Here is a 25,773-nt window from a genome sequence, read left to right on the forward strand (position 1 = left end):
TTGAACTGGTATAGCTCCTGCAATAGCTGACATGAACCGGCCAGCAATGGCCCAGCCCAGTCAGCGCCCGCCTCACCAATCTGGGGCAGGCCATCGCAGGAGTGATCACGATGAGCGTCAACAGCCTGGACGATCCATTCAGCCCCGACAGCGAGCTTTCCCATGCCGCCGGGTGTGCTTGCCAGCGTTGCACGCCGAGTGCCGCTGCGCTGCCCGATGACAGCGAGGCCATGCTCGATCGCGCGGTGGAGAACGCCATCGTGCGTGGTGTGTTCGGCCATAACGATTTCTCCCGGCGCAGTTTCATGGGAATGATCGGTGGCGGTGTCGCGGCGGCGATTCTGGGCAGCATGATCCCGCTGGATGCGGTCAAGGCGGCGGTCAAGGACAGCCTTGGTCCGTTGGAAAAGGCCAAGCTGAAGATCGGCTTCGTGCCCATCACCTGCGCCACGCCGATCATCATGGCCGAGCCGATGGGCTTCTACGCCAAGTACGGGCTGGAGGTCGAAACGGTGAAGACCGCTGGCTGGGCGGTGGCGCGTGACAAGTCGCTGGCCGGCGAATACGACGCCTCGCACATGCTTTCGCCGATGCCGCTGGCCATCAGCCTGGGGCTGGGTTCGACGCAGACGCCCTTCGTCATGCCGGCGCTGGAAAACGTCAACGGCCAGGCCATCGTGCTCGGCATGCAGCACCAGGACAAGCGCGATCCGAAACTGTGGAAGGGCATGCGCTTCGGTGTGCCGTTCGAATACTCGATGCACAACTTCCTGCTGCGCTACTACGTCGCCGAGCATGGCCTGGACCCGGATCGCGACATCCAGATTCGCGTGGTGCCGCCACCGGAGATGGTCGCCAACCTGCGTGCCGGCAACCTCGATGGCTTCCTCTCGCCGGACCCGTTCAACCAGCGCGCGGTGTGGGAGAAGGTCGGTTTCATCCACCTGCTGACCAAGGAGCTGTGGCCGGGCCATCCGTGCTGCGCCTTCGCCTGCAGCCAGCGCTTCGCCAGCGAGAATCCCAACACCTATGGCGCGCTGCTGCATGCGCTGATCGATGCCACGCAGTATTCCTCCAAGGCCGAGAACCGCAAGGCGGTGGCCGAGGCGATCTCCACTCGCAACTACCTCAACCAGCCGGTGCCGGTGGTGCAGCAGGTGCTCAGCGGGCGTTATGCCGATGGCCTGGGCAACATTCATGACGAGCCGCAGCGCATCGACTTCGATCCGTTCCCCTGGCAGTCGATGGCGGTGTGGATCCTCACCCAGATGAAGCGCTGGGGCTATCTGCAGGGGGATGTCGACTACCGCAATATTGCCGAGCGGGTGTTCCTCGCGGCTGACGCCGGCAAGGTGATGAAAGAGCTCGGTCTGCCGGTACCGGCGGATGCCTACAAGTCGTTCAGCGTGATGGGCAAACCCTTCGATCCGGCCGATCCGGACGGTTACCTGGCCAGCTTCGCCATGCGGAGGTCGTGATGAAAGCGTCCATTTCCCTGCGCGCGGCGATCCTCTCCGCGCTGCTGTTGGTGCTGCTACTCGCCATCTGGGAGGTGCTCTGCCGAGTGCCCGCCAGCGCGGCAGTCAGTGCCGATGACGAATACGCCCTGCTCATGGGCGAGGCCGAGCAGGAGGCCCGCGTGCCGCCGCCTTCGGTGGTGTTGGCGCATGCCTATGCCGAGCTTAGCCAGCCGTTCTATGACAACGGGCCCAACGACAAGGGCATCGGCATCCAGCTCGCACATTCGTTGTACCGGGTACTGACCGGTTATCTGCTGGCGGCGCTGGTGGCGATCCCGGTCGGTTTCGTCATCGGCATGTCGCCGCTGATGTACCGCGCGCTCAATCCCTTCATCCAGATCCTGCGACCGATCTCGCCGCTGGCCTGGATGCCGCTGGCGCTGTTCGTGATCAAGGATTCGCAGACCTCGGCGATCTTCGTGATCTTCATCTGCTCGGTGTGGCCGATGCTGCTCAACACCGCCTTCGGGGTGGCGGGCGTGCGTCGCGACTGGATCAATGTCGCCCGCACCCATGAGCTGAGCCCGCTGCGCACGGCGTTCAGCGTGATCCTGCCCGCCGCCATGCCGACCATCCTTACCGGTATGCGTATTTCGGTGGGCATCGCCTGGCTGGTGATCGTCGCCGCCGAGATGCTCGTCGGTGGCACCGGTATTGGCTACTACGTGTGGAACGAGTGGAACAACCTCAATCTGGCCAGCGTGATCTTCTCGATTCTGATGATCGGCGTGGTCGGCATGCTGCTCGACCTTCTGCTGGGCAGCGTCGCCCGTCTCGTCAGCTACCAGGAGTGATGTCATGTCCCGTTATTTTCTCGATGCCCGACGCCTGGCCAAACGCTTCCCGCAACCCGGCAGCGAGCCGCTGACGGTCTTCGAAGACGTCAGCTTCGGTCTTGATCAGGGCGAGTTCGTCTGCATCATCGGTCACTCCGGCTGCGGCAAGTCGACCATTCTCAATGCCCTGGCCGGACTCGACAGTTTCAGCGAAGGCACGCTGGAAATGGCCGGCAAGGAAGTCGCCGGGCCCAGCCTCGAACGCGGCGTGGTGTTCCAGAACTACAGCCTGCTGCCCTGGCTCAGCGCGCTGGAGAACGTGGAGTTCGGCGTGCGTGCGCGTTTCCCGCAGTGGTCGAAGGAGCAGCGCCGTGCGCACAGCCGCAAGTACCTGGAAATGGTCGGCCTGGGCGGCTCCGAGGCGCGCAAGCCGGCGCAGCTGTCCGGAGGCATGCGCCAGCGCGTGAGCATCGCCCGCGCCTTCGCCACCCAGCCGCAGTTGCTGCTGCTCGATGAACCCTTCGGTGCGCTGGATGCCCTGACCCGCGGGGTGATCCAGGACGAACTGATCAAGATCTGGAGCGCCACCAAGCAGACGGTGTTCATGATCACCCATGACATCGACGAGGCGATCCTGCTCTCCGACCGCATCCTGCTGATGACCAACGGCCCGCAGGCACGTATCGCCGAGTCGGTGCGCATCGACCTGCCACGGCCACGGCAGCGCGACCAAGTGATTCATCACCCGGCGTACTACCGCATCCGTAACCACCTCGTGGACTTTCTGGTGAACCGCTCGCACGAGCTGCGCGGCCGCACCGTGGCCGACGAGCAAGGCTTCCCGCCCGAAATCAACCCCGCCCTGGACGAGCCGGCAGCGGCCGCCAGGGTCGTACCTCTGACCACTGTGAAGGAGTTTCACCATGGATAAGCAACAGATGCGCATCACCATCACCGCCGCCAAAGAGCGCCTTGGCCTGGACTGGGCCGCACTTGGCCAGGGCATCGGCATGTCGCCGGTGTGGACGACCTCCGCCTGCCTGGGCATGAACAGCATGCCCAAGGCGCAGGCAGATGCCCTGTGCGAGATGCTCGAATTGCCGGTGGAGGTCTCCACCGCACTGCAGGCCTTCCCGCACAAGCACTGGGACAAGGCCGTGCCCACCGACCCGTTGATCTACCGCTTCTACGAGATGATCAACGTCTACGGTGAGACCATCAAGGAGCTGATCCACGAAGAATTCGGCGACGGCATCATGAGCGCCATCGACTTCAGCATGGACATTTCCCGCGTCGCCGACCCCAAGGGTGACCGTGTACAGATCGTGCTCAACGGCAAGTTTCTGCCCTATCGCAGCTGGTGAATCGTCGCGGCATATCGTCGCGATGGACAAAAGGCACGGCACCCGCCGTGCCTTTTGTTTTGGGGTCTGCGAAAATGCCCGCACTTTTTTCTAGGACTCTGCCATGACCGCCCTGAAGAACGACCGTTTCCTGCGTGCCCTGCTCAAGCAACCTGTGGATGTCACGCCGATCTGGATGATGCGCCAGGCCGGCCGCTATCTGCCGGAGTACCGCGCGACCCGGGCCAAGGCCGGCGACTTCGTGAGCCTGATGAAGAACCCGGAGCTGGCTTGCGAGGTCACCATCCAGCCGCTGGATCGCTACCCGCAACTGGATGCGGCGATCCTGTTCTCCGACATCCTCACCATTCCCGATGCCATGGGCCAGGGCCTGTTCTTCGAGACTGGCGAAGGCCCGCGTTTCAAGAAAGTGGTCAGCAACCTGGCCGATATCGAGGCGCTGTCGGTGCCCGACCCGGAGAAGGATCTGGGCTATGTGATGGACGCCGTGCGCACCATTCGCCGTGAACTCAATGGCCGCGTGCCGCTGATCGGCTTCTCCGGCAGCCCGTGGACGCTGGCCACCTACATGGTCGAAGGCGGTTCGTCGAAGGACTTCCGCAAGACCAAGGCCATGCTCTACGACAACCCGCAAGCCTTGCACGCGCTGCTCGACAAGCTGGCGCAGTCGGTCACCGCTTATCTGAACGGGCAGATCCTGGCCGGTGCGCAGGCGGTACAGATCTTCGATTCCTGGGGTGGCTCGTTGTCGGCGGCGGCCTACCAGGAGTTCTCCCTGGCCTACATGAAGAAGATCGTCGATGGCCTGATCCGCGAGCACGACGGGCGTCGTGTGCCGGTGATCCTGTTCACCAAGGGCGGTGGTCTGTGGCTGGAATCCCTGGCCGACACCGGCGCCGAAGCGCTGGGTCTGGACTGGACGTGCGACATCGGCAGCGCCCGCGCCCGTGTCGGAGACAAGGTTGCCCTGCAGGGCAACATGGATCCGGCGGTGCTGTACGCCAAGCCGGCGGCGATTCGTGCCGAGGTGGCGCGCATCCTGGCCGCCTACGGCGCTGGTAGCGGCCATGTGTTCAACCTTGGCCATGGCATCACCCCGGAAGTCGACCCGGCTCATGCAGGCGCCTTCTTCGAGGCTGTACATGAGTTGTCGGCGCAGTATCACCAATAAGCCAAGCCGCGGCCGGGCGGCCAGGCCAGTTTGCCTGGCCGCTAGCGATCCCCAGCGCGTGGTGCCACGGGTGCCACGCGCTCCTTCTTTTTGCGCGGTGGAATCAGTCGCACACTGATCACGCTGTCCGTATCACTGTGCTCGAACAGGCTTTCACTGGGTTTTGGTTTGCCGCCGAATAGCGATGGATTGCCGGAGAAACCCACTGGCTCCAACGGGATGCCACGCGGGCTGAGATCCAGCTGGCCGTTACCGTTGCTGTCCTGAAACACCTGCACGGCGTAGCGACCGGGCGGCAGGTCGGTAATAAGCAGTGGCGTTTCCGTTCCCTGCAGTTCGCGCAGGCTGGGTTGCCAGTCCTGTTGGTCGGCTGGCACCAGCGCCAGATAGAGATTTGCCTGATCCTGCTTGCCGTCCACCTCGATCAGCAGATCGCCTGCCCGGAGCGATTGGCAAACGAGTAGCGGAACCAATAGGCAAAGTTGGCACAGGCGGGTTACGGTTTGAAGAATTCTCTGTGGCATAATTTGCGCATTTTGCAGGGAATGCGCCGCGAATGCGTCATGTTTTAGTCGTCCATTTTTCTCAGACTGGCCAATTAGACCGCTTGGCACAATCGGTCTGTGCGCCGCTGCGCGAGTGCGACGACATCCAGGTGGATTTCCTGACGCTGCAGCCGGCCGAACCTTTCCCCTTTCCCTGGCCCTTTCTCGGGTTCTTTCGCATCTTCCCGGAAACCGTGCTGATGAAGCCGCAGCCGTTGCTGCCGCTCGCCGTGGATGCCGACAAGCGCTATGACCTGGTGATCCTGGCCTATCAGGTCTGGTTCCTCTCGCCCTCGCTGCCGTGCACCAGCTTTCTCGCCTCGCCTGAGGCGGCTCGCCTGCTGAAGGATACGCCGGTGGTCACGTTGATCGGTTGCCGCAACATGTGGCTAATGGCGCAGGAGAAGGTCAAGGCGCGCCTACAGGCGCTTGGCGCGAAGCTGGTAGACAACGTGGTGCTGACCGATGCCTGCGGTACGGCTGCCAGCTTCCTGGCTACGCCGCTGTGGATGTTCACCGGCCGGCAGAAGCCCTATAGCTGGGTGCCGCGTGCCGGTATCGACGAACGGGAATTGGCGGCGGCCAGCCGCTTCGGCGACGCTATGGCGCGTCGGCTGCTCGCTGACGAGCTGCCTATCGAAGCACCGATGCTCGCCGGCTTGGGGGCTGTGAAAGTAGATGAGAAATTGATCGCCAGCGAAAAAGTCGGCAACCGTAGTTTCACCCTGTGGAGCCGCCTGCTGTCGGCGCTCGGCCCGCAGCAGAGTCGCCGACGCGGCGCTGGGCTGGTGTTGTATATCGTATTTCTGATTTGCCTGATTCTGACCGTGGTGCCGATCACCGCGCTGTTGAAAAAATTGCTGGCGCCGCTGTTCAAGGCGCGTATCCAGCGAGAGAAGGCCTACTTTGCCGGCCCGTCCGGCGAGTGATGTGACCTGAGGTAAGACCGTGGTAACCCCTGTATTCATCAACCGCATCAGCGCCTGCCTGCCGCACGAGCCCGTGGACAACGAGCAGATGGAAGCGCGCCTGGGCATGGTCGGCGGCAAGCCGTCACGCGCGCGCAAGCTGGTGCTGCGTCGCAACGGCATTGTGCAGCGTCACTACGTCATCGACCCGGCGACCGGCGAGCCAAGCATGAGCAATGCGCAGCTCAGTGCCGAAGCGATACGCGGCTTGCAGGGCGAGGGTTTCGAGCTGAACCAGCTCGACTGCCTGGTAGCCAGCACCTCTTCGCCGGATCAGGTGATGCCGGGCCACGCGGTGATGGTGCACGGTGAACTGGGTAACCCCTCCTGCGAAGTGGCGACCACTGCCGGCATCTGCCTGTGCGGGATGACGGCGCTGAAATACGCCTGGATGAGCGTGGCCAGTGGCGAGAGCCGTACTGCCGTGGCCTGTGGTTCTGAGGTCGCCTCGACGCTGATGCAGGCGCGCAACTTCAACGCCGAGTACGAGAGCCGCGTCGACGAGCTGGAGAGCCACCCGGAGATCGCCTTCGAGAAGGACTTCCTGCGCTGGATGCTGTCCGATGGCGCTGGCGCCGTGCTGTTGCAGGATCATCCTAATCAGAGCGGTCTTAGCCTGCGCATCGACTGGCTGGACATCCTCTCGTTCGCCGACCAGATGCCACCCTGCATGTATGCCGGTGCCGACATGCAGGACGACACCCTGCGCGGCTGGAGCCGCTACGACGCCGATCAGCGTGCGAAGCAGTCGGTGATGGCGATCAAGCAGAACGTCAAGCTGCTCAACGAGAACATCGTCAAGTACACCGTGGAAGAGGCGCTGCGGCGCATCATGCCGCGCCGCGAGCTGCGCGTGGCTGACATCGACTGGTTCCTCCCGCACTACTCCTCGGAGTTCTTCCGCGAGCCGCTGGCCGTGGGTCTGGCCAATGTCGACCTGCCGATCCCGATGGAGCGCTGGTTCACCAACCTGACCAGCAAGGGCAACACCGGTGCGGCGTCGATTTTCATCATCCTTGAAGAGCTGTTCAATGGCGGGCACCTGCGCAGCGGCCAGAGGTTGCTCTGCTACGTGCCCGAAAGCGGGCGCTTTTCCAGTGCGTTCATGCACCTGACGGTGGTCGGCGATGAAGCTTGACGAAGTTCCGCAGGATCCCGGCTCCGCCTATGGCGGGCACAGCAAATTGCTTTATGCCGTCGATGAGGGCGGTCATTACCAGGGCGCACAGAGCGTTGGCTGGGAGCCTGAATCCTATGCCACGCAACTGGCCGTCGCCGAGCTGGAGGCGCAGGAGGCCGAGGCCCTGGCGCTCTGGCAGCGCGGCGAGCTATCACCTCTGAAATGCCTGATGTACCGCTACCGTATGGATGAGCCGGCGCTGGCGCAGATCACTGGTCTGTGGCAATGGCGCGTGCGTCGGCATTTCCGTCCAGATATCTATCGCCGCCTGAGTACCTCCGTGCTGGCGCGCTACGCCGAGGCCTTTGGCCTGACCATCGACGAGTTGCGTCGCTACCAGAGAGAGTTGCCATGACTGCGTTCCAGCACCGTCAGAGCGCCCACTGCGAAAGTGGCGTCATGGCCAGCCTGTTGACCCACGCCGGTTTGCCGATGAGCGAGCCGATGGCTTTCGGCCTGGCGTCGGGTCTGGCCTTCGCCTACCTGCCGATCGTCAAGATCGGTGGCATGCCGCTGATTGCCTACCGCATGCCGCCACGGCACTTGATCAAGACCCTGAGCAAGCGCCTCGGCGTGCGTTTGACCAGTCGCACCTTCTCCAATCCCGAGCAGGGCCGCGTGGCGCTGGATGCGGCGCTCGACAGCGGTCGTCTGGCCGGTCTGCAAAGTTCGGTATTCTGGCTGCCGTATTTCCCGCCGGAGATGCGTTTTCACTTCAATGCGCACAACCTGCTGGCGTATGGGCGCGACGGCGACGAGTACCTGCTCAGCGACCCGGTGTTCGAGGCGCCGGTGCGTTGCGCCAGCGCCGACCTGCAGAAAGCACGCTTCGCCAAGGGCGCGCTGGCGGCCAAGGGCCTGATGTACTACCTCGACGATGTGTCGTCGGAGCAGGATTGGGAGCGCCTGATCCGCCAGAGCGTGCTGTCCACCTCGCGCATCCTCGACGGTATGCCGCTGCCATGGATCGGTATTCGTGGCATCCAGCACCTGGCCAAATGCGTTGAGGCGCTCGACCCTGCTCAGGCCAAGTACAACCGCCTGTACCTGACCCATATCGTGCGCATGCAGGAAGAGATCGGCACCGGCGGTGCGGGCTTTCGCTTCATGTACGCCAGCTTTTTGCAGGAGGCCGGCGAGAAGATCGGTGACGCCAGCCTGCAGGAGGCTTCGGTGCGGCTCACCTCGGTGGGCGACGACTGGCGCCAGTTCGCCTCGGCCTGCGTGCGTGCCAGCCGCAGCAAGGGCGAGGCACCGGACTTCAGGCCGATTGCCGACAGCCTGCGCACGATTGCCGATCAGGAGCGGGCATTGATGAGAGAGTTGGGCGCTTGGGCCAAGCGCAAGGGTTGAGGCTGGCCGCGGTGGGCTGAAGCCCACCCTACAGTTACCGAACCGCATCTGCAGCCCCCGTAGGGTGGGCTTCAGCCCACCAATGCCATCGATAAGTCAGGCTAGAGCTGCAGATGCAGGACTTCGATGCCTGCCGTCAGCCCGGCAAAGTCCTGTGCTTTCGTGGGCGCTTCGACCAACACCGCCTGTGCCTGAAAGTCCCCGTTCTCCTCGATCACCACCAGCAGCGCCTGATCGACCAGGCCGTCGCCGAGATCCAGGGCGGCCAGCGCCTGGAGTTGCTTCCAGACGTTTGGACCTGCGCCGATGAAAAGATTTGGACCTTCCAACCCGAGTTGTGAGGCGACGTGGAAGCCGGCAGCGTTACTCACGCTGTTGACGAACTCGAAGGGCTTGGGTTGGCGCTGATGCACACAAACAGCATCGAGCAAGGCGCCCATGGTGGCGCGGGCCGGATGCTGCGACGCCAGGTACAGGCCGCAGCGGCTATGTACCTGGGCTTTCAATGGCGCCGTGCAGAGCAGGGCCTGCAGGATCAGGCGGTCGATGCGCCGTGGCGGGGCAGCCAGCCACTGGCCCAGAGCGGTCTTGAGATCCTTGTCGGAGCAGCTTGCATCTCCGCGAACGCTGCAAGCGGCGATGACCGGTTTCATACCTGTTCTCCCGTGCAGCGCTGCAGTACCAGGCTGGCATTGTTGCCGCCGAAGCCGAAAAAGTTGGCCAGCAGCAGGCTGTCTGGCTCGATGGTCAGTGGTGCGCCATTCAGTGGCAGCAGGGCTTCGGCGGCGTAGTCCACACCTGGCAGGCTGGCGAGGTTTTCCACGAGCAGCAAAGTTTCGCTGAGGCCGCAGGCGCCCAGGGTATGGCCGAGCCAGGGTTTGAGTACGCACAGCGGCGGCAGCGCGTCGCCGAACAGCAGGCGCACGCCATTACTCTCTGCACGGTCATTGGCACCTGTGGCCGTGCCGTGCAGCTTCACCAGGCCGATCTGCCCGGAGTCGACACCGGCACTGCGCAGGGCCTCACGCATCACCCAGTCGATATGGCTGCCGTCCTCGCAGGTGGTGGTCAGGTTGCTGGTGTCGCAGGCGCTGAAGCCGCCGAGCAGCTTCGCCAGCGGCGCCTCGCCGGGCTCCCGTGCCAGCAGCGTGGCGGCATAGGCTTCGCCAAGAATCAGACCGTCGCGCTCAGGGTGGAAGGGCCGGTAGGCGCCGCTCGGGCTGGTCAGGTCGAGTGCGCCGAATCCTTGCTGGGCGATGGCACTGGGTGTCTCGAAGGCCAGTACCAGTACACGTTCGTAGAGGCCGGCGGCGAGCATCCGTGCGCCATACAGCAGGCCGTTGGCGGCGCTGGTGCAGGCAGTGTTGAGGGTGAAGGCGTCAGCGAAGCCCCAGCGTTGCTGTAGCGTGCGGGCCAGCAGGTCGAGTGTCGTCGAATGCTCCGAACGAAAGCCGCCTTCGCTTGCCACCAGCGTTTCCAGGTCATTGATGTCGAGGCTGGTGCTGGCGACGATCAGTAGGCAGTCGCTCAGGTCTTGCGGCTGTTCACCCAGTGTCTCGCCGATCAGGCGATCAAAACGCTGGTCGCGGCTTTCGCCGCTGTCGGCGACGCTCAGATAGGCGCGCGGTTGCTGCAATTCGTGCAACAGGAACGAGCTGGGAAGCGCACGTGAGCCTTGCCGCAGCGCATTGCCAGCACTGCGCAGCTCGACACCCAGCGCACTGTGCAGGGCGCCGCGCTGGAGGTAGATGGGTGTCACGGCTGCTGCCTGATAAAGGCCGCAATGCTGGCGATGCTGTTGAGAATACGCCGTCCATCCTTGGCGCCCTCGATGCGAACGCCATAGTGCTGCTGCAGGGCCAGGGACACCTGCAGAGCATCGAGGCTGTCCATGGCGATGCGGCTCTGCTGACCGAACAGCGGCTCGTCATCGGCGATGCTCTGCCAGTCGATGTCGTCTTCCTTGTCGCACTCACGGATCAGCAATTGCTTGAGTTCTTGTTCTAGTAGTGTGTGGTCCATTGCGTTTGCTGCACTCGTTTGCGGAACAGGTAAAGCCCGGCGCCGCCCAGCAGGATGGCGAACAGCAGAAGACGGGCACAGTCAGGGGCGATGTCGGCGAGCGTTCCCTGGCCCACCAGCAGGGTCAGGAAGGCGTCCAGCGCCCAGCTCATCGGCGAGATTTCTGCCAGTTGGCTCATGGCCTCGGGCATCACGCTCTTGGGCACCATGATGCCGCCGATTGCGGCGAGGATGATATTGAGGCCACCACCAAGCAGCAACGCCTGTTCGCTGCTACGCGCCAGGGCGGCCAGCAACAGGCCCAGGCTGCAGGCGGCCAGACTCAGGCTCAGGGCCAGTAGCACGTATGGCAGTGGCGAACCGGGAAGGCTCAGGCCGCTCAGCCCGAGCAGCGGTAGCACGTATACGCCGATGGCCAGCAGCAGGGCGAACTGCAACAGGTTGATCACCAGGTAGGGCAGCAGTTTGCTCAGCACCAGGGTGGCAGGGCTCAGGCCCAGCGCGCGGAAGCGCAGCAGCGCGCCGCTCTGCTGTTCGCGCTGGAAGCCGCCGGCCATCGGCAGGGCGACGAAGAACATGCCGAAGATCAGCCAGGCTGGCACGCTCAACTGGCTGGCGTTGGCCTTGCCGCTGAGCTCGCCGCTGGCCAGCACCTGCAGCTCGCTGAGCTGGCTTTGGGTACGCTGGCGGATGAGTTGCAGGCGCTGCTCTGCGTCCATGTCCTGCGGCAGTGCGTCGCTGTCTTCCAGGTAGGCGAGCAGGCGGGTCTGGGCCAGGGCGATGTTGACCGCGGCGCGCAGGCGCTGACGGGTCTGACTGTCGACGCGCGCGGGATAGGTCAGTGCGGGGCCTGTGTGCGGCGTGTCCAGCAGCGTCTCGCTAAAGTCATCGGCAAGGATGATGTGCGGTAGAGCTTCGTCGCTGCTGACGAGCACCCGGCTGCCTGGCAGTTGCTCCTGCAAGGCCTGTTGGAAGAACGCACTGGCCTCGCTGTGCTGCGGAGCCGCGAGCACAAGGTCGAGGGGCGGCGGCTGGTCGCTCAGGTAGTTGGACAGCGCGGCGGCCATCAGCACGAGAAACAGGATCGGCATGATGAACAGCACCGCCAGCGCATGCGGGTCGCGTAGCAGCAGCAGGCATTCCTTGCGCACCAGCGCCAGCAACGGGGTCACAGGCGGCCTCCGTTGAGGCTCAGATAGAGCTGCTCCAACGAGGGCCGGCCAAAGCGCAGCAGGCTCGGTGGGCTCGGCTGTGTGGCAAGGAACTGGGTGATCGCCAGCAATTGCTGGCTGTCCAGATTGCCGATGCGCAGGCCGTCGGGCAGCGTCTCGGCGCTCAGTTGCAGCTGGTCGAGCAGTTGCTGAAAACCGGCGGGAACCTGCTCCGGCCATTCCAGCAACAGGCCGTGGCCGCCATCGAGCAACTGCTGCTTGTCGACATCGAGACGTACCTTGCCTTCATGCAGCAGCAGGATGCGCCCAGCCACGCGCTCGACCTCGTCCAGATAGTGGCTGGTGTAGATCACCCCATGGCCTTGCGCAGCGAGTCGCTCTACGGCATCGAGCAGCAGTTGCCGGCTGCCGGCATCGACGCCGACTGTGGCTTCATCGAACAGATACAGGCGCGCCGGCTGCAAAAGGCCGATGGCGAAATTCAGACGACGTTGCTCGCCACCGGACAGGCGTGCGGCGCGGCGCGACAGCTTGTCTTCGAGGGCGCAGCTGGCGATGCACAGCTCCAGGCGTTGGCGGCGCTGGGCGCCGTGCAGGCGGTACAGATCGGCGAACAGCGCGAGGTTTTCGGCGACCGTGAGCTCGGCGTAGAACGCCAGTTGCTGCGGCACCAGGCCCAGACTACGCGGGCCATCCCAACGAATAGCGCCCTGCTGCAGGGTGAGGGTATCGCTAAGCAGCGCGAGCAGTGTGGTCTTGCCTGCGCCATTGCTGCCGAGCAGGCCCAGGCACTGGCCTTCTTCTAGCTGCAGATCGATGCCTTGCAGAGCCGAAGCGTCTGCACCTGGGTAGCGAAAACTGACGTCACGTAACTCAAGCACGGACGAGTACCAGCAGCAGTTTGCCGTCCAGCAGCATTTGGCTGCCAGCCTGTATGGCAAAGGCGTAGAGTGCGCCGGCGGGGCTCAACGCCTCCTGTTGGGCGCTGACCAGCAGCGGCTCTGCACAGCGTGTGACCGGGTGCAGATTGAGCTGGGAAAGTTTGCCGACCAGGGCCATTTCAATGGCATCCGCTTCGCCGTATAGGGCACCATGTGCGGCGCAAAGTTGGGCTGCGGCCTCGAACAGCAGGCAAGGCGAGGCATTTTCGCCAAGCTTGTCGAGATGATGCCAGGCGCTGAGTCCGCGGATATTGAGGCTGTCATGATCGACCAATGCATCCAGCCAGAGAGCGTCGCCCTGGTGCGGCAGCAGTGTGTGCAGTTGGGTACGATCCATGGCGGTCGGTCGGTGCATACGGGCGACGCAGTGTATCAGAGCAGGGATAGAGGGAGGATGCAGTGACGATCTGGCAGTTGGTGGCTTTTGTGGCGCTCAGCGCATTGCTGGTGGGAATTTCATGGCGCACCCTGGGCAATCCACGCAGTCACGGGTTCTATCGTTTTCTTGCGTGGGAGGTGATGGCGCTGATGCTGGTACTCAATGCGCCGTTCTGGTTCGGCGACCGGGGTGAACTGCATCAGCGCATATCCTGGGTGCTGCTGAGTCTTTCGCTGGCAGTGCTGTTCGCTGGCGTGTACCAGATGCGCCGTTTTGGTCAGGCCGGTGAGCAGCGCCAGGATGATGAGCTATTTGCTTTCGAACGCACGTCGCAGCTGGTGACGGGCGGCATCTTCCGCTACATCCGGCACCCCATGTACTGCTCGTTGCTGCTGCTGGCCTGGGGCATCGCTTTCAAGCGTATCGATATGCTGATCGTGTTGCTGGCAGTGCTCTCCAGCGTGCTGCTGTGGTGTGCCGCGCGTTGTGAGGAGCGCGAGTGCCTGGCCTATTTCGGCGAGGCCTACCGCGAGTATATGGGGCGTAGCTGGATGTTCTTGCCACTCGTGCTCTGAGATCTCAGCGCTCAGCTGCTCTATTGTCCGCTCTGGTGCTCCAGCAGAAGCTGCCGATAGGCGCGTTGATAATCCTCATAGCCGAGCTTTTGCTGCTGCAGCTCACGCACGCGTTCATCCAGGCTCTTGCGTGGCTCGGCTGTCGAGTGGGTCTGTGCGGGAGGTGGGGCTGCGCTGCTCAACTGTGCGCTGGCCAGCAGCTCGTCGATGACCGGGTCTATCTTGCTTTTGGTGCCTTGCCATTTCATCAGCGACAGGCCGCCCTTGCCGCGCAGGTGATAGTTGGCTTTGGCCAGTGTCTGGCGCCGCGGGCCGAGGATGGTGATTTCGGCGGTGGATAGGTACGGCGCCATGTCCCAGGAGCGGCGGGCGGTGTAAGTCACCACGTAAGGGCAGTCTGCTCTGGGAATCTGCGAGTAGATCTGCGTCTGGATTCCATGCCGTGCGAAGCCTTCCTGCAGTACGGGCACGAAGTCGTTGACCTGAACTTTTGGGTTCTCTTCGATACACATCTGGTCGGCCGCCGCCTTTAGTGGCGTGACCCGGGTAGCAGTGCAACCGCCTAGTAGGGTTACCGTTGCGAGCAAGAGCAGTGCAATGCGTAGTTTCGACATGGGAGAGGGCTTCCTTGCGTGAGAAGGCCACCTCGACGGTGGCCTTTGCGTGAGTGCCGCTGGTGTCACTTCACCTTGGCGTATTTGGCCTTCAGCGCGACACCGGCCATGATGGCGCCGGCATGGCATTCGTATTTGCTGTCGTCACGGTATTCCTTGTTCTTGTAGTTGCTGGCCAGGTCGACCACTGCGTTGGCTCCGGCGGCCTTGGCAGCGTTCTGCAACTTGATCAGGGCCGATTGCAGAACCCAGCTGCAGGCTTCCTCATCGCTCTTGTTGAAGGCGTTGGTCTTCTGGCTGGTGGTGACGTTGGCGTTGATGATCTGAGCACCAGCCGGGGTCTTGTTCAGGTAGAACTTCACTGAACCGTCGAGACGACCAGCCTGGGTGGCTTCGTTGACCACCGACTGGAAGTCGAGGAAGTGAGCGGTGTCGCGCGCCTGGCTGAGGCCGGGCATCAGGGCGACGGAGAGAAGTGCGGCAGTGCTCCAGATTTTTGCTTGCATGGTTATCTCCTTGAATATCACTGTATGTAAAAGCTCGTTCAACGTCTGCTGCGCTTGGGCCTGTAGCACTGATGAACAGGCCGTTACCAACCAGGCACCTGCTAGAAGGACGCCCTGTTCAGTTCCTGCTGGATGCTGCGATCCAGATTATGGATCCACTTGTTGTAGTTGCGATGGATCTTGCCGTCTTTGTAGCCAAGGTTCTGGCTGTCGCGGTAGCGGATCGAATAGCTCGACGCGCTGTAGGGAATGGTGATCTCGGCCTGGTGACTGCGTCGCTGAATCAACGCCATGATGTTGCCCCGGTCGGCACGCTCGACCGTCCACTGGCGGCTTTGCAGCGCGGCGAGAATAGCCCTACGCATATCATCCTCATTCCTGGCCGCCGAAGTGGGTGTGCGGTTCTCAATGTTCATCACCGGCTTTGACGTACAGGCTGCGACGCCCAGCAGCAACGCAACGATCAGAGCAAATCGAGTGAAACGAGACATCATCCATGTTCCTTGTCAGTTGAAGGTCATTGCCAGCGCTTGAAGATCAGCGAGGTGTTCACGCCACCAAAGGCGAAGTTGTTGTTCATCACGTATTCATGGCTCATCTGGCGGAACTCGCCGCGCAGATAGTCCAGCTCACCGCAGGCCGGGTCGATTTCGTCCAGGTTCAGGGTGTAGACATAACTGTCCGAATTCATCATCTCGATGCTGAACCAGGACTCCAGCGCCCCGCAGGCGCCCAGGGTATGGCCGAGGTAGCTCTTCTGCGAGCTGATCGGCATCTGTGCGCCGAACAGGCTGCTGGTGGCCAGGGTCTCGGCGACGTCGCCCTGTTCGGTAGCGGTGCCATGGCCGTTGACGTAACCGATTGCCGAGGGTTCCAGGCCGGCGTCATCGAGTGCCAGCTGCATGGCGCCGCGCATGGTTTCCTGCACCGGCTTGGTGGCGTGCTGACCGTCGGAGTTGCAGCCGAAACCGACGATCTCGGCATGGATGGTGGCACCGCGGGCGAGGGCGTGCTCCAGCTCTTCGAGCACCAGGATGCCGGCGCCTTCGCCGATTACCAGGCCGTCACGGCCGCTGTCGTAGGGGCGCGGGCTGGTGTGTGGCGCGTCGTTCTTCAGGCTGGTGGCGTACAGCGCGTCGAAGACCATGGCTTCGGTCGGGCACAGCTCCTCGGCACCACCGGCGAGCATCATCTTCAGGCGACCGAACTTGATCGCCTCGTAGGCGTAGCCGATGCCCTGGCTGCCACTGGTGCAGGCGCTGGAGGTCGGGATCAGGCGGCCCTTGAGGCCGAAGAAGATGCTGATATTGGCCGCCGTGGTGTGCGGCATCATGCGGATATAGGAGTTGGCATTGAGGCCGTCCGCCACCGAGTTCAGCAGCATGTTACCGAAGGCCTTGACCTCCTCGGTGCTGCCGGTGGACGAGCCGCAGGCTACACCCATGCGCCCGTCAGCGATGCACGGATCGCCGAGCAGGCCGGCGTGCTCCATGGCGCGTTCGGCGGCATACACGGCCAGCTTGGACACCCGGCCCATGCTACGGGTCTGCTTGCGGTTCCAGTGCTTGGGCTGGACGAAATCGTCCACCGGCCCACCCAGACGGGTGTTCAGCTCGGTGAAGCGGTCCCATTCGTCCATGCGCCGGATACCACTCTTGCCGGCCTTGAACGCGGCCGAGATGGTTGGCCAGTCGCTGCCCAGCGAGGTGATACCGGCCATGCCGGTGACGACTACACGTTTCATCAACACAAACCACCATTCACCGCGAGAACCTGGCGCGTAATGTACGCCGCCTCGTCGGACATCAGAAAGTTCACCGCACCGGCTACCTCTTCGGGGGTGCCCGTGCGGGCGGCCGGGATCATCTTGAGAATCTCGTCCACCGGGACCAGCTCGTCGAGGATCTCGGTATCGATCAGGCCAGGTGCTACGCAGTTGACGGTGATCTTGCGCTTGGCCAGTTCGATTGCCAGGGCTTTGGCAGCGCCGATCACGCCGGCCTTGGACGCACTGTAGTTGACCTGACCGCGGTTGCCGACCAGACCCGACACCGAGGTGATGCAGACGATACGACCTGGTGCGCGGCGACGAATCATCGGCATGGTCAGCGGGTGCAGCACATTGTAGAAACCGTCCAGGTTGGTGCGCAGCACCTGATCCCAGTCCTCCTCGGACAGCGCCGGGAAGGCGCCGTCACGGGTCAGGCCGGCGTTGCACACCACGCCGTAGTAGGCGCTGTGTTGCTCGACATCGGCCTCCAGCGCCTCGCGGCAAGCGGCGCGATCGGATACGTCGAACTGCAGGATGCGCGCCTGGCGACCCAGCTCGGCGATCTGCGCCTGCACGGTTTCGGCCTCATCGCGGCGCGAACGGCAGTGCAGGACGATGTCATGGCCCGAGCGCGCCAGGCGCAGGGCGATGGCGCGGCCGATGCCGCGGCTGGAGCCGGTGACCAGAACGGTGGGGGCGGAAGTGCTTTCAGTCATGGGATTGTTCTTGCTGCTCTTGTAGATAGACCGCCGGCTGCGGCGGGCGGAACACATTGAGACGGGCTTCGGCATGGATGTCAGGGCCTTGCAGATGGCATTCGAACACGCCCATGCCGTTGTCGTCCTGCAGCGAGCACAGGGCGCGGATGCGCAGCTCGCTGCCAGCGGGGAAACACTCGACGTTGCAGGCGTACTTGCGCGTGCCTAGCAGAAAACCCAGTTCCACCGGCAAACCGGCGCGCTTGGCCTGGACGCCGGCGAAAGCGGCGATGGCCTGCGCCATCAGCTCGATGCCGGTCCAGGCTGGCAGGTTGCCGTCGGCATCGCTGAGCAGGCCGTCCGGGCGTACGACGAGGCGTACCTCGATCGCTTCGCTATCGCAGCTCAATACTTCATCGAGCAGCACCATGTTGCCCGCGTGGGGCACCAGTTCGGCGACGGGCCACAGGCTCATGGGGCATCTCCCAGGATCAGTGCGACGTTGTTGCCGCCGAAGGCGAAGGAGTTGCTCATCAGGTAGCGGCCCTGGTCACGTGCCAGGCGGTCGCCAGGCCGGACGAGTTGGAGGGGCGCCAGTTCGGGGTCGTGCTGGCCATCCCAGAGGTGCGGTGGCAGCAGGCCGTCGCGGTTGTATTGGCTCAGGGTCAGCCAGCAGAAGGCAGCTTCCAGCGCGCCGGCGGCGCCCAGGGTGTGGCCGGTCATAGGTTTGCTCGAGGAGCAAGGCAGACCCGTGGGGAACAGGGCGTGCACGGCCTTGCTCTCCATCACGTCGTTATGCCGCGTAGCGGTGCCATGCAGGTTGAGATAGTCGATTTCACTGGCGGCGATGCCGGCGTTGGCCAGCGCCTTCTCCATGGCTGCACGGGCACCGAGGCCTTCCGGGTGCGGTGCGGAGATATGGTGGGCGTCGGAGGTGGCGCCACCGCCGAAGAAGGCGATGGGGCCGTGCTCGCGGGTCATCAGAAACAACGCCGCCGCCTCACCGATATTGATGCCGTGGCGGTTCACCGAGAACGGATTGCAGGGTTCGGCCGAAACCGCCTCCAGCGACGAGAAGCCATTCAGGGTGAGGCGACACAGGCTGTCGACGCCACCGCAGATCACTGCATCGCAGAGACCCTGACTGAGCAGGCGATGAGCGCTGAGCATGGCACGGGCGCTGGAGGTGCAGGCTGTGGACTGGCAGTACACCGGGCCAGTCAGGCCCAGCCAGTCGGCGAGGAAGTTAGCCGGTGCGGCCATTTCCTGTTGGGCGTAGTTGTATTCGGCGGGCAGCGTGCCTTCGTTGAGATGGTGCGCGATATGCTCGCCCGCTTCGCGGATGCCTGAGGTGCTGGTGCCCAGCACCAGGCCGACGCGCTGCGCGCCGAAACGGGTGATGGCTGCGCGCAGCTCGGGCTCGATCTGTTGCGCAGCGGCCAGCAGCAACTGGTTGTTGCGGCTGTGGGAGGCCTCGAAATCTGCAGGCATGGCGGGAAGATCGACGTGCACGGCGCCTACCGTCAGGCTGCGATCGTTGACCCAGCCCTCTTCGGCGCGCATGCCCGAGGTGTCACCGGCGAACAGCGCATCGGCCACGGCTTGCTTGCCTTCGCCGAGTGCACAGAGCAGGCCGAGTGCATTGAGGTAGCCGGGGGTTGGGGAGCGGGGCATCAGTCGCTTTCTTCCAGGTTCAGTGCGCGTATCCGGTAGTTCAGGCCGGTTTTGCCAAGGGTGAAATCCACAGGGCCGTGGTAATCGATGGTCCAGTCTGGCGCGAGTCGGCGCCGCTCATCGTTCTCCTGTTGCCAACTGCCAGCCGGGTAAGCCGGCAGCGCGTCGGCGCGGGTCAGGGCGAACAGCAGTGCGGCGAACAGCTCGCGGGCCTCGGTGTTGGGTGGCAACAGGCCGTCGTTGCGCCATTGTCCGGCATCCAGTAGCTGGCGCGCCTGCGGGATACCGAGCGGGTCCATCAGCGACCAGCGCAGGGCAGGACCCTCCTGCTGGATCACCAGTAGCCAGTCCTGACGCACGTCTGCCTGTTCACGCTGGATCTGCAGGGTGAGCGGCAGCGTTGCGACCAATGCCGGGGCCACTGACGGCACAGGGGTGCGTGCAGCGCAGGCGCCCAGCAGCAGGCTGGCGACGAGCAGGAGTATGCGTGGCATCACGGTTTGCACGCCACTACGTTGAGCAGCGTTTCGTCGCGTTGGCCGACGGGTTTTGGCCGCATCAGCCCCCAGCGCTCCAGCAGGCCGAAGTCCTTGGCCCGGCTCCACCACAGATAGGGGTAGGAAACGCTGGCATCGTCGAACTGGAAGCCCTGGTCGCGCAGCATGTCCAGGTACTGTTCGGCACTGCGTTGTACGTGCATCGGATGGCGGAACAGCCAGCGGATCACCCAGGTGTCGATGTAGAACTTGGTCGATTCGGCCAGTAGCAGACGGCCACCGGGTTTGAGCACGCGCCAGAACTCGGCCAGGGCTTTCTCCTGCTCCACCAGATGATGCAGCGTCTGATGGCAGAACAGCAGGTCGACGCTGGCGTCGGGCAGGTCGATGGAGGCGCAGTCACTGGCGATCAGTTCGACCTTCAGGCCCAGGCGCTCGGCCTCGCGGTGCGAGCACTCGAGGCTGTGCGGATCGGCGTCGAGACCGATCATCCGCGCCGGTGCGAAGGCGGCGTTGAGCAGACCGAAGGAGCGGCCCTGACCGCAGCCGGCATCGAGCAGTACCGGCGCTTGCGGCAGCGGGCCGCCGGTCAGGCGCACCAGATCGTTGATCGCAACCCGCAGCACATGGTGTTGCCACACATGGCTCTGCAGGAACCAGAAGCCGAAGCGGGTTTCTTCGACGTAGGTGGGCGAGACGGGGCGCAGGGCGTTCATCGACGGTCCTTGTCAGGGTTGGGAACACAGCTCGGCCAGCACGCGCAGGCGTCGGCGTGGTTCGGAAACATAGGGATTCTTGCTGTCCCAGGCGTAGCCGGCAAGGATCGAGCTGATCATGCGGCGAATCTCCGGGGAAGCTTTTTCGTAGTAGATCACGTCCTGGAAGGAACCCTCGTACCAGCCTTCGACGTAGACACGGAAGGTATCCACGCCGCGTTTGAGGGGGATGGCGAACTCGTTTTCCCAGTCCACCGTTTCGCCACCCAGCTGACGATGCAACAGCCCGGCGGCCATGCTTGCCGAACGCATGGCGATGGTCACGCCAGAGCTGAACACCGGGTCGAGGAACTCGGCGGCATTGCCCAGCAGGGCGAAACCTGGTCCATGCAGGCTCTTGACGTTGGCCGAGTAGCCATTGATCTCGCGTGCCGGGGTGTCCCACACGGCGTTGCCCAGCACCTTGCTCAGCGAAGGGGTTTCGGCGACGAACTGCTTGAGGCAGGCGTCGAGATCCTTCGGGTAGTTCTCATAGTGTTCAGCCGCGCAGACCACGCCCAGCGAGCAGCGGCCGTTGCTGAACGGAATGGTCCAGAACCACACGTCGCGCAGGGTCGGATGGGTGGTGATGAGGATCATCTCGCGGTTGAAGCCCGAGGCCGGGTCGATGTTGTCCTCTATATGGGTGAACACCGCGCGGCGTACCGGGAAGGCCGATGGCGTGTCGAGGTCGAGCAGGCGTGGCAGCACGCGACCATAGCCGCTGCCGTCGAGAACGAAAGCGCACTCGACCTGGTACTCGTGGCCGTCGGTCAGGCGGCGAACCGACAGGCGCGGGCAGTCGCCGGAGAAATCAGCGGCGAAGATTTCCTCCTCGTAGCGAATCTCCACGCCCTGGCGCTCGGCCTCGTCGGCCAGCAGCTTGTCGAAGTCGGCGCGGATCACCTGATAGGTCGAGCCCTTGCCCTCGGTGAACTTGTCCCGGAAGTCGAAGCTGGTGTAACGATCGCCCCAGGCGAACGCGGCGCCATGTTTGGTCTGAAAGCCTGCGGCCTGGACGGCTTCGAGCATGCCGGCTTCTTCGACGAAGTCCAGGCAATGCGACAGCAGGCTTTCGCCAATGGAAAAGCGCGGGAAGCGCTGGCGCTCCAGCAGCAGTACGTCGTGGCCCTGGCGCTTGAGGATGGCGGCGGCGATGGCGCCGGACGGGCCGGCACCGATGACGACGATCTGACGTTGTTCGAGTTCAGGAGATTTCATAGCGGGCTTTCGCTTCATGATTGACGGTGTGCCGGCCCAGCAGGGCGGGAAACAGAGTAGAGAACAGACTCATCAGCAGCAGGCCGAAGTACACCGTTGAATCAATCAGCTGGAGCTGCAAGAGCAGGTTGAGGAACACGATTTCGGTCAGGCCACGGATGTTCAGCAGCAGGCTTTCACGCCATTTGATCCGCGCCGACGCGGCCGGGTCTGCCCAATGCAGGCCCAGCCAACTGCCAAGCACCTTGCTGATGACCGGCAGCGCCAGCAGGGTACCCAAGACCAGCCAGGAGAGATGTTGATCCAGGCCATGGAAATCTACCCGCAGGACGCCGTAAGTGAGAATCAGCGGCACCGCGATGCCATTCATCAACAGCTTCCAGTGACGCTGTGCCAACGGCAGGACGAAAGGCTGCTTCAGGTAGCTCAGACACAGCATGTAGGCGATGCCGAACACCAGCGCGTTCAGCCCCAGTTGCTGGAACAACACCATCAGGACGAAGAACGGCAGGCTATAGAACGACGGGTGATTCAGTCTGACTGCGCGCAGCAATAGGGGCAGCTGTGCTGCCAGCAGCGGCCACAGCAGTGTCGCGGGCTGGCTGCTGCCCTGGGCCAGGCCGAACAGGCTCCAGCACATGAAATCCATCAGAATCGCCGCATGCAGCAGGCGTTTGGTAGCGGCGGCTGGGTAGCCGATGCTCTGCAGGAACAGATAGAGCACCGGGATGGCGGTGATGGAGAACAGCAGGCCAATGCCCACCGCGCTCAGCCAGCCGCGCTCGCCGGGCAGTAGCCACAGCGAGCATGCCAGGCCAGCCAGCATCGGCACGAGAAAACTCGGCAGGGCGATCTTCACGCAGGCCGGGCTGAGATCGAGGTCGATCACGTCGCTGAGGATATAGCCGAGCAGCAGCGCGAAGCACAGGCCGTAGGCCAGGTTCAGCCAGTCGGGCGCGAGCAGGTCGTTGGCGTTCAGTTGCCAGTGCGGCTCGGCCCACAGCAACAGCAGTGCAGGGATGGCGAGTGCCGCCACCAGCAACTGGCCGACGATGGGAATCAGGCGGCGCCCACCGACGACCGCGACCAGTGCGTAGATGGCCAGGGCCAGCAACCAGAATAGGGCGACCGTCATGGATGCTTATCCTTTGCTTGCGCGTCGCCCGCCCAGGGGGCGAGGAGGAAGCTGAAGGCCAGGCCGATGCTGATGGCCAGGCCGAAGTTGCTCACCGCAGGCGTACTGGAAACGGCCAGCAGGCCGAACGACAACCAGGTGGTCAGCGCCGACAGCAGTGTGCCGAGCAGGCTGGTGGCCGCACCGCCGACCCGCTCGCGGATCAGGATGGCGTAGTCCACGCCGATGGCGGTGACCAGTAGCAGGCCGAACAGGCTGAACAGGGTCAAGGGCTGGCCAAGCCAGCCGAGGCTGGCCAGGCTGGCCAGTGCGGCCAATAGAGAGACCGCCAGTACGCGAGCGGCACCGCGTGCGCCGAAGAAGATGCACAGCACGGCGAAGATCAACAGGCAGGAGGCCAGCTTGAGCTCGGCGGCGCTGACTTGCGTGGCGGCGAACAGGCGATTGAGTTCGCCGAGGTGGTCGACAAGCTTCACCCCGTCGAGCCCTTCGGCCTGGGCGGCAAGTAGATTGCTGTCGGTCAAGCCTTGCAGGCTGATCAGACCGGCGACCTGGCCATCATCGGCGTTGCCTAGCCAGAGTGGTCGCCAGGGCTCACTGAGCGGCGCGGCGAGCACCTGGTCGATGTTCAGCGTCGGCAGGGTTTGCAGCTGTTGCGCCTCCCGCGCGATGGCATCGGCGGGGATGCCCTGTTCGCTGAGCGCGGCGCTGTGGCTCGGCAGTCGTGCCACGGCTTGACGCAGTGCCTCCTGCTGGGTGGCTGGCGCCATCAGTTGGCTCAGTGCCAGGTAGCTCTTCAACTGGCCTTGTTCCACCAGCTTGTCCAGGCGCTGGCTCAAAGACTGCTGGCGTTGCAGCAGTTGCTCCTCATCGTCGGCACGCAACAGAAAGAACTGACTGGTCGGTTGCATGCCGACGATCTGGCTGATGGTTTTCGATTGCTCCAGCAATTGCGGTGGCACGCTGGCCCACTGACGCAGGTCGTCCTTGTGCGAGAGCTGCAACAGGCCACCGGCGCAGAATAGGACGAAGATCAACAGTAGCCAGGGTGTGGGCAGTTTACGCAGCAAGGCTTCGCGCTGGTCGAGCAGGCGCTGTGCCAGAGCATGCGGCGCTTGCCAGGGACGGAGCGCGGCCTTGCCGAGCAGCGTAGGCAGCAGAAACAGCGTGCTCAGGTAGGCGCCGAGCAGGCCGGCGGCGGAAAAGATCGCCACCTGCTTGAGTGCCGGGAACGGCGTGAAGGCCAGGGCCAGATAACCGATGACATTGGTCAGCAGACCGAGGGTCAGGCCAAGAAACGTGGCGCGCAGGGCACGCCAGCTATCCCAGGGTTGCAGCGTCCAGCTTTTCGACAGCAGGTGCAGAGGGTAGTCGATGGCCACGCCGATCAGGCTGGCGCCCAGCACCAGAGTCATCACATGAACATGGCCGAACACCGCGACGCAGGCCGTGAGCCCAGCGAGCACGCCAATGGCTGCGGGAATGAAGGCGAGCAGTACGCGTACCCGGCGAAACACCAGCAGCATCATCAGCAGGGCGCCGGCACTGGCGATGCTGCCCATCAGGCTGATTTCGCGAGTAGCTTCGCGCTGGCCGTGGGCGGAATACAGCAGTCCGCTGCTGGCGAGCAATTGGCCGCCGCCTGCCTGCACCTCGTTGCGAGCCTGGGTGACCAGATCGTTCACGGCCAGCGCCAGGTTGCCGTCGAAGGCGTCGGCATTGGTGCGGGCGCGCAGCAGGGCCCAGGTGGTTCCCTCGCTTTCGGCGATCAGCGCGCCGCTGAGATCGACCTGGACATTGTGCTGGTGGGGAAGCCCTTTCTCCACCAGGGTGCTGAGGCCGAGCAGGTCATCGTTGGTGGCGACTACACCCTGGCTGCGAAAGGGGTCGAACAGATCCTGCACACGCCGCTCGACGAAGGCGGCCGGGTTGTCGATCAGCAATTGACGGTCGGCAGCCGGCAACAGCGCCAGGCGTTGATCCTGCAATTGCTGGCGTATGCCGGACAGGTCGGCTTGCGGATCCCACTGCACCCTCTCGAACAGCTCCTGCTGCTGCCAGCGTGTGCCCAGTTCGGCAGCCAGCGCCAGTGCCTGTTCGCGCTGCGGGTGGCTGATCAGCACCAGCAGCTCGCGGTTGAGCGGCTCCTGCATGCGTTGCACGGCCTGCTGCTCGAGTACGTCCGGCGTGCCGTTGGGTACCAGCTCCAGCAGGTTGGCGGAGATGGGCGCGCCGCCGCGCCACTGCCAGGCAGCAACGACAACGAGCAGCAGCAGGGCGAGCGGGAACAGCCGTGAGCCCCAGTATTCAACTCTGGAAGTCATGTCGCTCCGCATCGCTCAGGGACTGGTCGGCCTGATTGTCCTCAAGGCGCAGCACGGTGCTGTCGCCCTGGGTTTCCTGAAGTTCGATGCGCTGCACCAGCTCACCACCATTGATGACGATGGCCTTGAATACCTGCTTGAGCAGGACGCTGCGAGGTGTCAGATCGAGCTGCCAGTCCTCGGCTGTGCCGCTCAAACTAAGCTCGAAATCCTGACGCAGACCGCTGCTGTCGCCCTTGAGCACCGCGAGGAACAGGCGGTTCTGCTGTGCGGTGGCGCTTTGCTGGGCGACGAACTGCCAACCCTGCTCGCTGCGCCGGGCGATGCCTTGCGCGTCGATGCGGTAGTCCTGCTGCAGCGGGCGTTGCAGCAGCCAGAGCAGGCCATGATCCTTGGCCAGGACGAAGGTGCCGCGGCTGGTCAACGGTTGCGGCAGGGCGCGCAGGTGCTTTTCCTGGATGAAACTGCCGCGCACCACCTCGGGCTCACCAAGCTGCTCGCTGAGCTGGTCGAGGTCGAAGGCCAGCGCCAGCTGGGCTGTGCTCGCCAGCAGTAGCCCGGATGCAATCCGGAAAATGTAGCGGGCAATGAGGTTTCTCCCGGATTGCATCC

30 protein-coding genes are annotated in these 25,773 nt (G+C 63.7%); 10 read left to right on the forward strand and 20 right to left on the reverse strand.

The features are described from left to right. Positions 1-110 precede the first annotated feature (110 nt). The 5 genes from BLS08_RS03730 to hemE all read left to right on the forward strand — a co-directional run bounded on the left by BLS08_RS03730 (position 111) and on the right by hemE (position 4,831). Complete coding sequence (locus tag BLS08_RS03730) at positions 111-1,478, forward strand: CmpA/NrtA family ABC transporter substrate-binding protein (RefSeq protein ID WP_017678550.1); 1,368 nt, start codon at positions 111-113, stop codon at positions 1,476-1,478. Further along, a complete protein-coding gene (gene ntrB / locus BLS08_RS03735) occupies positions 1,478-2,314 on the forward strand; it encodes a nitrate ABC transporter permease (protein WP_017678551.1) in 837 nt (278 codons plus the stop codon). Before BLS08_RS03730 ends, ntrB begins: the two co-directional genes overlap by 1 nt. 4 nt (positions 2,315-2,318) lie before the next feature. Continuing rightward, complete coding sequence (locus BLS08_RS03740) at positions 2,319-3,227, forward strand: ABC transporter ATP-binding protein (RefSeq protein ID WP_017678552.1); 909 nt, start codon at positions 2,319-2,321, stop codon at positions 3,225-3,227. Continuing rightward, positions 3,220-3,660, forward strand: a complete 441-nt coding sequence (gene cynS / locus BLS08_RS03745; RefSeq protein ID WP_017678553.1) for a cyanase — start codon at positions 3,220-3,222, stop codon at positions 3,658-3,660. Before BLS08_RS03740 ends, cynS begins: the two co-directional genes overlap by 8 nt. A 103-nt stretch (positions 3,661-3,763) precedes the next feature. Next, positions 3,764-4,831, forward strand: a complete 1,068-nt coding sequence (hemE, locus tag BLS08_RS03750; protein WP_017678554.1) for a uroporphyrinogen decarboxylase — start codon at positions 3,764-3,766, stop codon at positions 4,829-4,831. A 41-nt stretch (positions 4,832-4,872) separates the two neighbouring features. Here the strand turns inward: hemE and BLS08_RS03755 are convergent, their stop codons facing one another. Continuing rightward, complete coding sequence (locus BLS08_RS03755) at positions 4,873-5,250, reverse strand: DUF2141 domain-containing protein (RefSeq protein ID WP_017678555.1); 378 nt, start codon at positions 5,248-5,250, stop codon at positions 4,873-4,875. A 137-nt stretch (positions 5,251-5,387) separates the two neighbouring features. On the opposite strand from BLS08_RS03755, the gene BLS08_RS03760 reads away from it, so the two are divergent. From BLS08_RS03760 to BLS08_RS03775, 4 genes are read left to right on the forward strand one after another with little or no spacing between them, the layout of a single operon-like run. Beyond that, positions 5,388-6,305, forward strand: a complete 918-nt coding sequence (locus tag BLS08_RS03760) for a hypothetical protein (protein ID WP_026088729.1) — start codon at positions 5,388-5,390, stop codon at positions 6,303-6,305. Positions 6,306-6,324: 19 nt separating this feature from the next. Further along, entirely contained in the window at positions 6,325-7,482 is a 1,158-nt protein-coding gene (locus BLS08_RS03765; RefSeq protein WP_017678557.1) for a beta-ketoacyl-ACP synthase III, read from the forward strand. After that, positions 7,472-7,879, forward strand: a complete 408-nt coding sequence (locus tag BLS08_RS03770) for a DarG family dialkylresorcinol biosynthesis protein (protein ID WP_017678558.1) — start codon at positions 7,472-7,474, stop codon at positions 7,877-7,879. Before BLS08_RS03765 ends, BLS08_RS03770 begins: the two co-directional genes overlap by 11 nt. Then, on the forward strand, positions 7,876-8,877 hold the full coding sequence (locus BLS08_RS03775) for a BtrH-related acyltransferase DarH (protein WP_017678559.1): 1,002 nt from the start codon (positions 7,876-7,878) through the stop codon (positions 8,875-8,877). Before BLS08_RS03770 ends, BLS08_RS03775 begins: the two co-directional genes overlap by 4 nt. A gap of 101 nt (positions 8,878-8,978) precedes the next feature. Here the strand turns inward: BLS08_RS03775 and BLS08_RS03780 are convergent, their stop codons facing one another. The 6 genes from BLS08_RS03780 to BLS08_RS03805 are packed head-to-tail and all read right to left on the reverse strand — an operon-like array spanning position 8,979 to position 13,349. Next, entirely contained in the window at positions 8,979-9,530 is a 552-nt protein-coding gene (locus BLS08_RS03780; RefSeq protein WP_017678560.1) for a hypothetical protein, read from the reverse strand. Beyond that, a complete protein-coding gene (locus BLS08_RS03785; RefSeq protein ID WP_017678561.1) occupies positions 9,527-10,636 on the reverse strand; it encodes a beta-ketoacyl synthase N-terminal-like domain-containing protein in 1,110 nt (369 codons plus the stop codon). The genes BLS08_RS03780 and BLS08_RS03785 overlap by 4 nt, the downstream gene beginning before the upstream one ends. Next, the gene (locus BLS08_RS03790) at positions 10,633-10,899 is read right to left on the reverse strand and encodes an acyl carrier protein (RefSeq protein WP_026088730.1); all 267 of its coding nucleotides are present in this window, start codon (positions 10,897-10,899) and stop codon (positions 10,633-10,635) included. The genes BLS08_RS03785 and BLS08_RS03790 overlap by 4 nt, the downstream gene beginning before the upstream one ends. Then, positions 10,881-12,071 (reverse strand): ABC transporter permease, encoded by a 1,191-nt coding sequence (locus tag BLS08_RS03795; RefSeq protein WP_017678563.1) that lies wholly within the window; start codon positions 12,069-12,071, stop codon positions 10,881-10,883. Before BLS08_RS03795 ends, BLS08_RS03790 begins: the two co-directional genes overlap by 19 nt. Further along, positions 12,068-12,952, reverse strand: coding sequence for an ABC transporter ATP-binding protein (locus tag BLS08_RS03800; protein ID WP_017678564.1), 885 nt, complete (start codon positions 12,950-12,952; stop codon positions 12,068-12,070). The genes BLS08_RS03795 and BLS08_RS03800 overlap by 4 nt, the downstream gene beginning before the upstream one ends. Then, on the reverse strand, positions 12,945-13,349 hold the full coding sequence (locus BLS08_RS03805) for a beta-hydroxyacyl-ACP dehydratase (RefSeq protein ID WP_017678565.1): 405 nt from the start codon (positions 13,347-13,349) through the stop codon (positions 12,945-12,947). Before BLS08_RS03805 ends, BLS08_RS03800 begins: the two co-directional genes overlap by 8 nt. Before the next feature lie 62 nt (positions 13,350-13,411). Here BLS08_RS03805 and BLS08_RS03810 point away from each other — a divergent pair, with 62 nt between their 5' ends. Then, positions 13,412-13,966 (forward strand): methyltransferase family protein, encoded by a 555-nt coding sequence (locus BLS08_RS03810; RefSeq protein ID WP_017678566.1) that lies wholly within the window; start codon positions 13,412-13,414, stop codon positions 13,964-13,966. A 20-nt stretch (positions 13,967-13,986) separates the two neighbouring features. On the opposite strand, the gene BLS08_RS03815 is transcribed toward BLS08_RS03810, so the two are convergent. The 13 genes from BLS08_RS03815 to BLS08_RS03875 all read right to left on the reverse strand — a co-directional run bounded on the left by BLS08_RS03815 (position 13,987) and on the right by BLS08_RS03875 (position 25,771). Further along, complete coding sequence (locus BLS08_RS03815) at positions 13,987-14,580, reverse strand: Sbal_3080 family lipoprotein (RefSeq protein WP_033377663.1); 594 nt, start codon at positions 14,578-14,580, stop codon at positions 13,987-13,989. Between the two features lie 65 nt (positions 14,581-14,645). After that, the gene (locus BLS08_RS03820; RefSeq protein ID WP_017678568.1) at positions 14,646-15,086 is read right to left on the reverse strand and encodes a hypothetical protein; all 441 of its coding nucleotides are present in this window, start codon (positions 15,084-15,086) and stop codon (positions 14,646-14,648) included. 101 nt (positions 15,087-15,187) lie between these two features. After that, entirely contained in the window at positions 15,188-15,577 is a 390-nt protein-coding gene (locus tag BLS08_RS03825; protein WP_169886821.1) for a hypothetical protein, read from the reverse strand. A gap of 26 nt (positions 15,578-15,603) precedes the next feature. Further along, positions 15,604-16,830, reverse strand: a complete 1,227-nt coding sequence (locus BLS08_RS03830) for a beta-ketoacyl-ACP synthase (RefSeq protein WP_017678570.1) — start codon at positions 16,828-16,830, stop codon at positions 15,604-15,606. Next, positions 16,830-17,573 carry a 3-oxoacyl-ACP reductase FabG gene (fabG, locus tag BLS08_RS03835; RefSeq protein ID WP_017678571.1) on the reverse strand — a complete coding sequence of 248 codons (744 nt, stop codon included), beginning with the start codon at positions 17,571-17,573 and terminating at the stop codon, positions 16,830-16,832. Before fabG ends, BLS08_RS03830 begins: the two co-directional genes overlap by 1 nt. Then, positions 17,566-18,030, reverse strand: a complete 465-nt coding sequence (locus tag BLS08_RS03840; RefSeq protein WP_017678572.1) for a hotdog family protein — start codon at positions 18,028-18,030, stop codon at positions 17,566-17,568. The genes fabG and BLS08_RS03840 overlap by 8 nt, the downstream gene beginning before the upstream one ends. Continuing rightward, on the reverse strand, positions 18,027-19,229 hold the full coding sequence (locus BLS08_RS03845; RefSeq protein WP_017678573.1) for a beta-ketoacyl-[acyl-carrier-protein] synthase family protein: 1,203 nt from the start codon (positions 19,227-19,229) through the stop codon (positions 18,027-18,029). Before BLS08_RS03845 ends, BLS08_RS03840 begins: the two co-directional genes overlap by 4 nt. Further along, positions 19,229-19,723, reverse strand: coding sequence for a hypothetical protein (locus BLS08_RS03850; protein ID WP_017678574.1), 495 nt, complete (start codon positions 19,721-19,723; stop codon positions 19,229-19,231). The genes BLS08_RS03845 and BLS08_RS03850 overlap by 1 nt, the downstream gene beginning before the upstream one ends. After that, complete coding sequence (locus tag BLS08_RS03855; protein ID WP_017678575.1) at positions 19,723-20,442, reverse strand: class I SAM-dependent methyltransferase; 720 nt, start codon at positions 20,440-20,442, stop codon at positions 19,723-19,725. The genes BLS08_RS03850 and BLS08_RS03855 overlap by 1 nt, the downstream gene beginning before the upstream one ends. A gap of 12 nt (positions 20,443-20,454) precedes the next feature. After that, positions 20,455-21,702, reverse strand: coding sequence for an NAD(P)/FAD-dependent oxidoreductase (locus BLS08_RS03860; RefSeq protein ID WP_017678576.1), 1,248 nt, complete (start codon positions 21,700-21,702; stop codon positions 20,455-20,457). Then, the gene (locus BLS08_RS03865; RefSeq protein ID WP_017678577.1) at positions 21,689-22,837 is read right to left on the reverse strand and encodes a cation:proton antiporter; all 1,149 of its coding nucleotides are present in this window, start codon (positions 22,835-22,837) and stop codon (positions 21,689-21,691) included. Before BLS08_RS03865 ends, BLS08_RS03860 begins: the two co-directional genes overlap by 14 nt. Further along, on the reverse strand, positions 22,834-25,161 hold the full coding sequence (locus BLS08_RS03870; protein ID WP_017678578.1) for an MMPL family transporter: 2,328 nt from the start codon (positions 25,159-25,161) through the stop codon (positions 22,834-22,836). The genes BLS08_RS03865 and BLS08_RS03870 overlap by 4 nt, the downstream gene beginning before the upstream one ends. Then, positions 25,145-25,771 carry an outer membrane lipoprotein carrier protein LolA gene (locus BLS08_RS03875; RefSeq protein WP_051037341.1) on the reverse strand — a complete coding sequence of 209 codons (627 nt, stop codon included), beginning with the start codon at positions 25,769-25,771 and terminating at the stop codon, positions 25,145-25,147. The genes BLS08_RS03870 and BLS08_RS03875 overlap by 17 nt, the downstream gene beginning before the upstream one ends. Between the last annotated feature and the right edge of the window lie 2 nt (positions 25,772-25,773).

The organism is Ectopseudomonas chengduensis (genome assembly GCF_900102635.1).
Taxonomy (GTDB): domain Bacteria; phylum Pseudomonadota; class Gammaproteobacteria; order Pseudomonadales; family Pseudomonadaceae; genus Aquipseudomonas; species Aquipseudomonas chengduensis.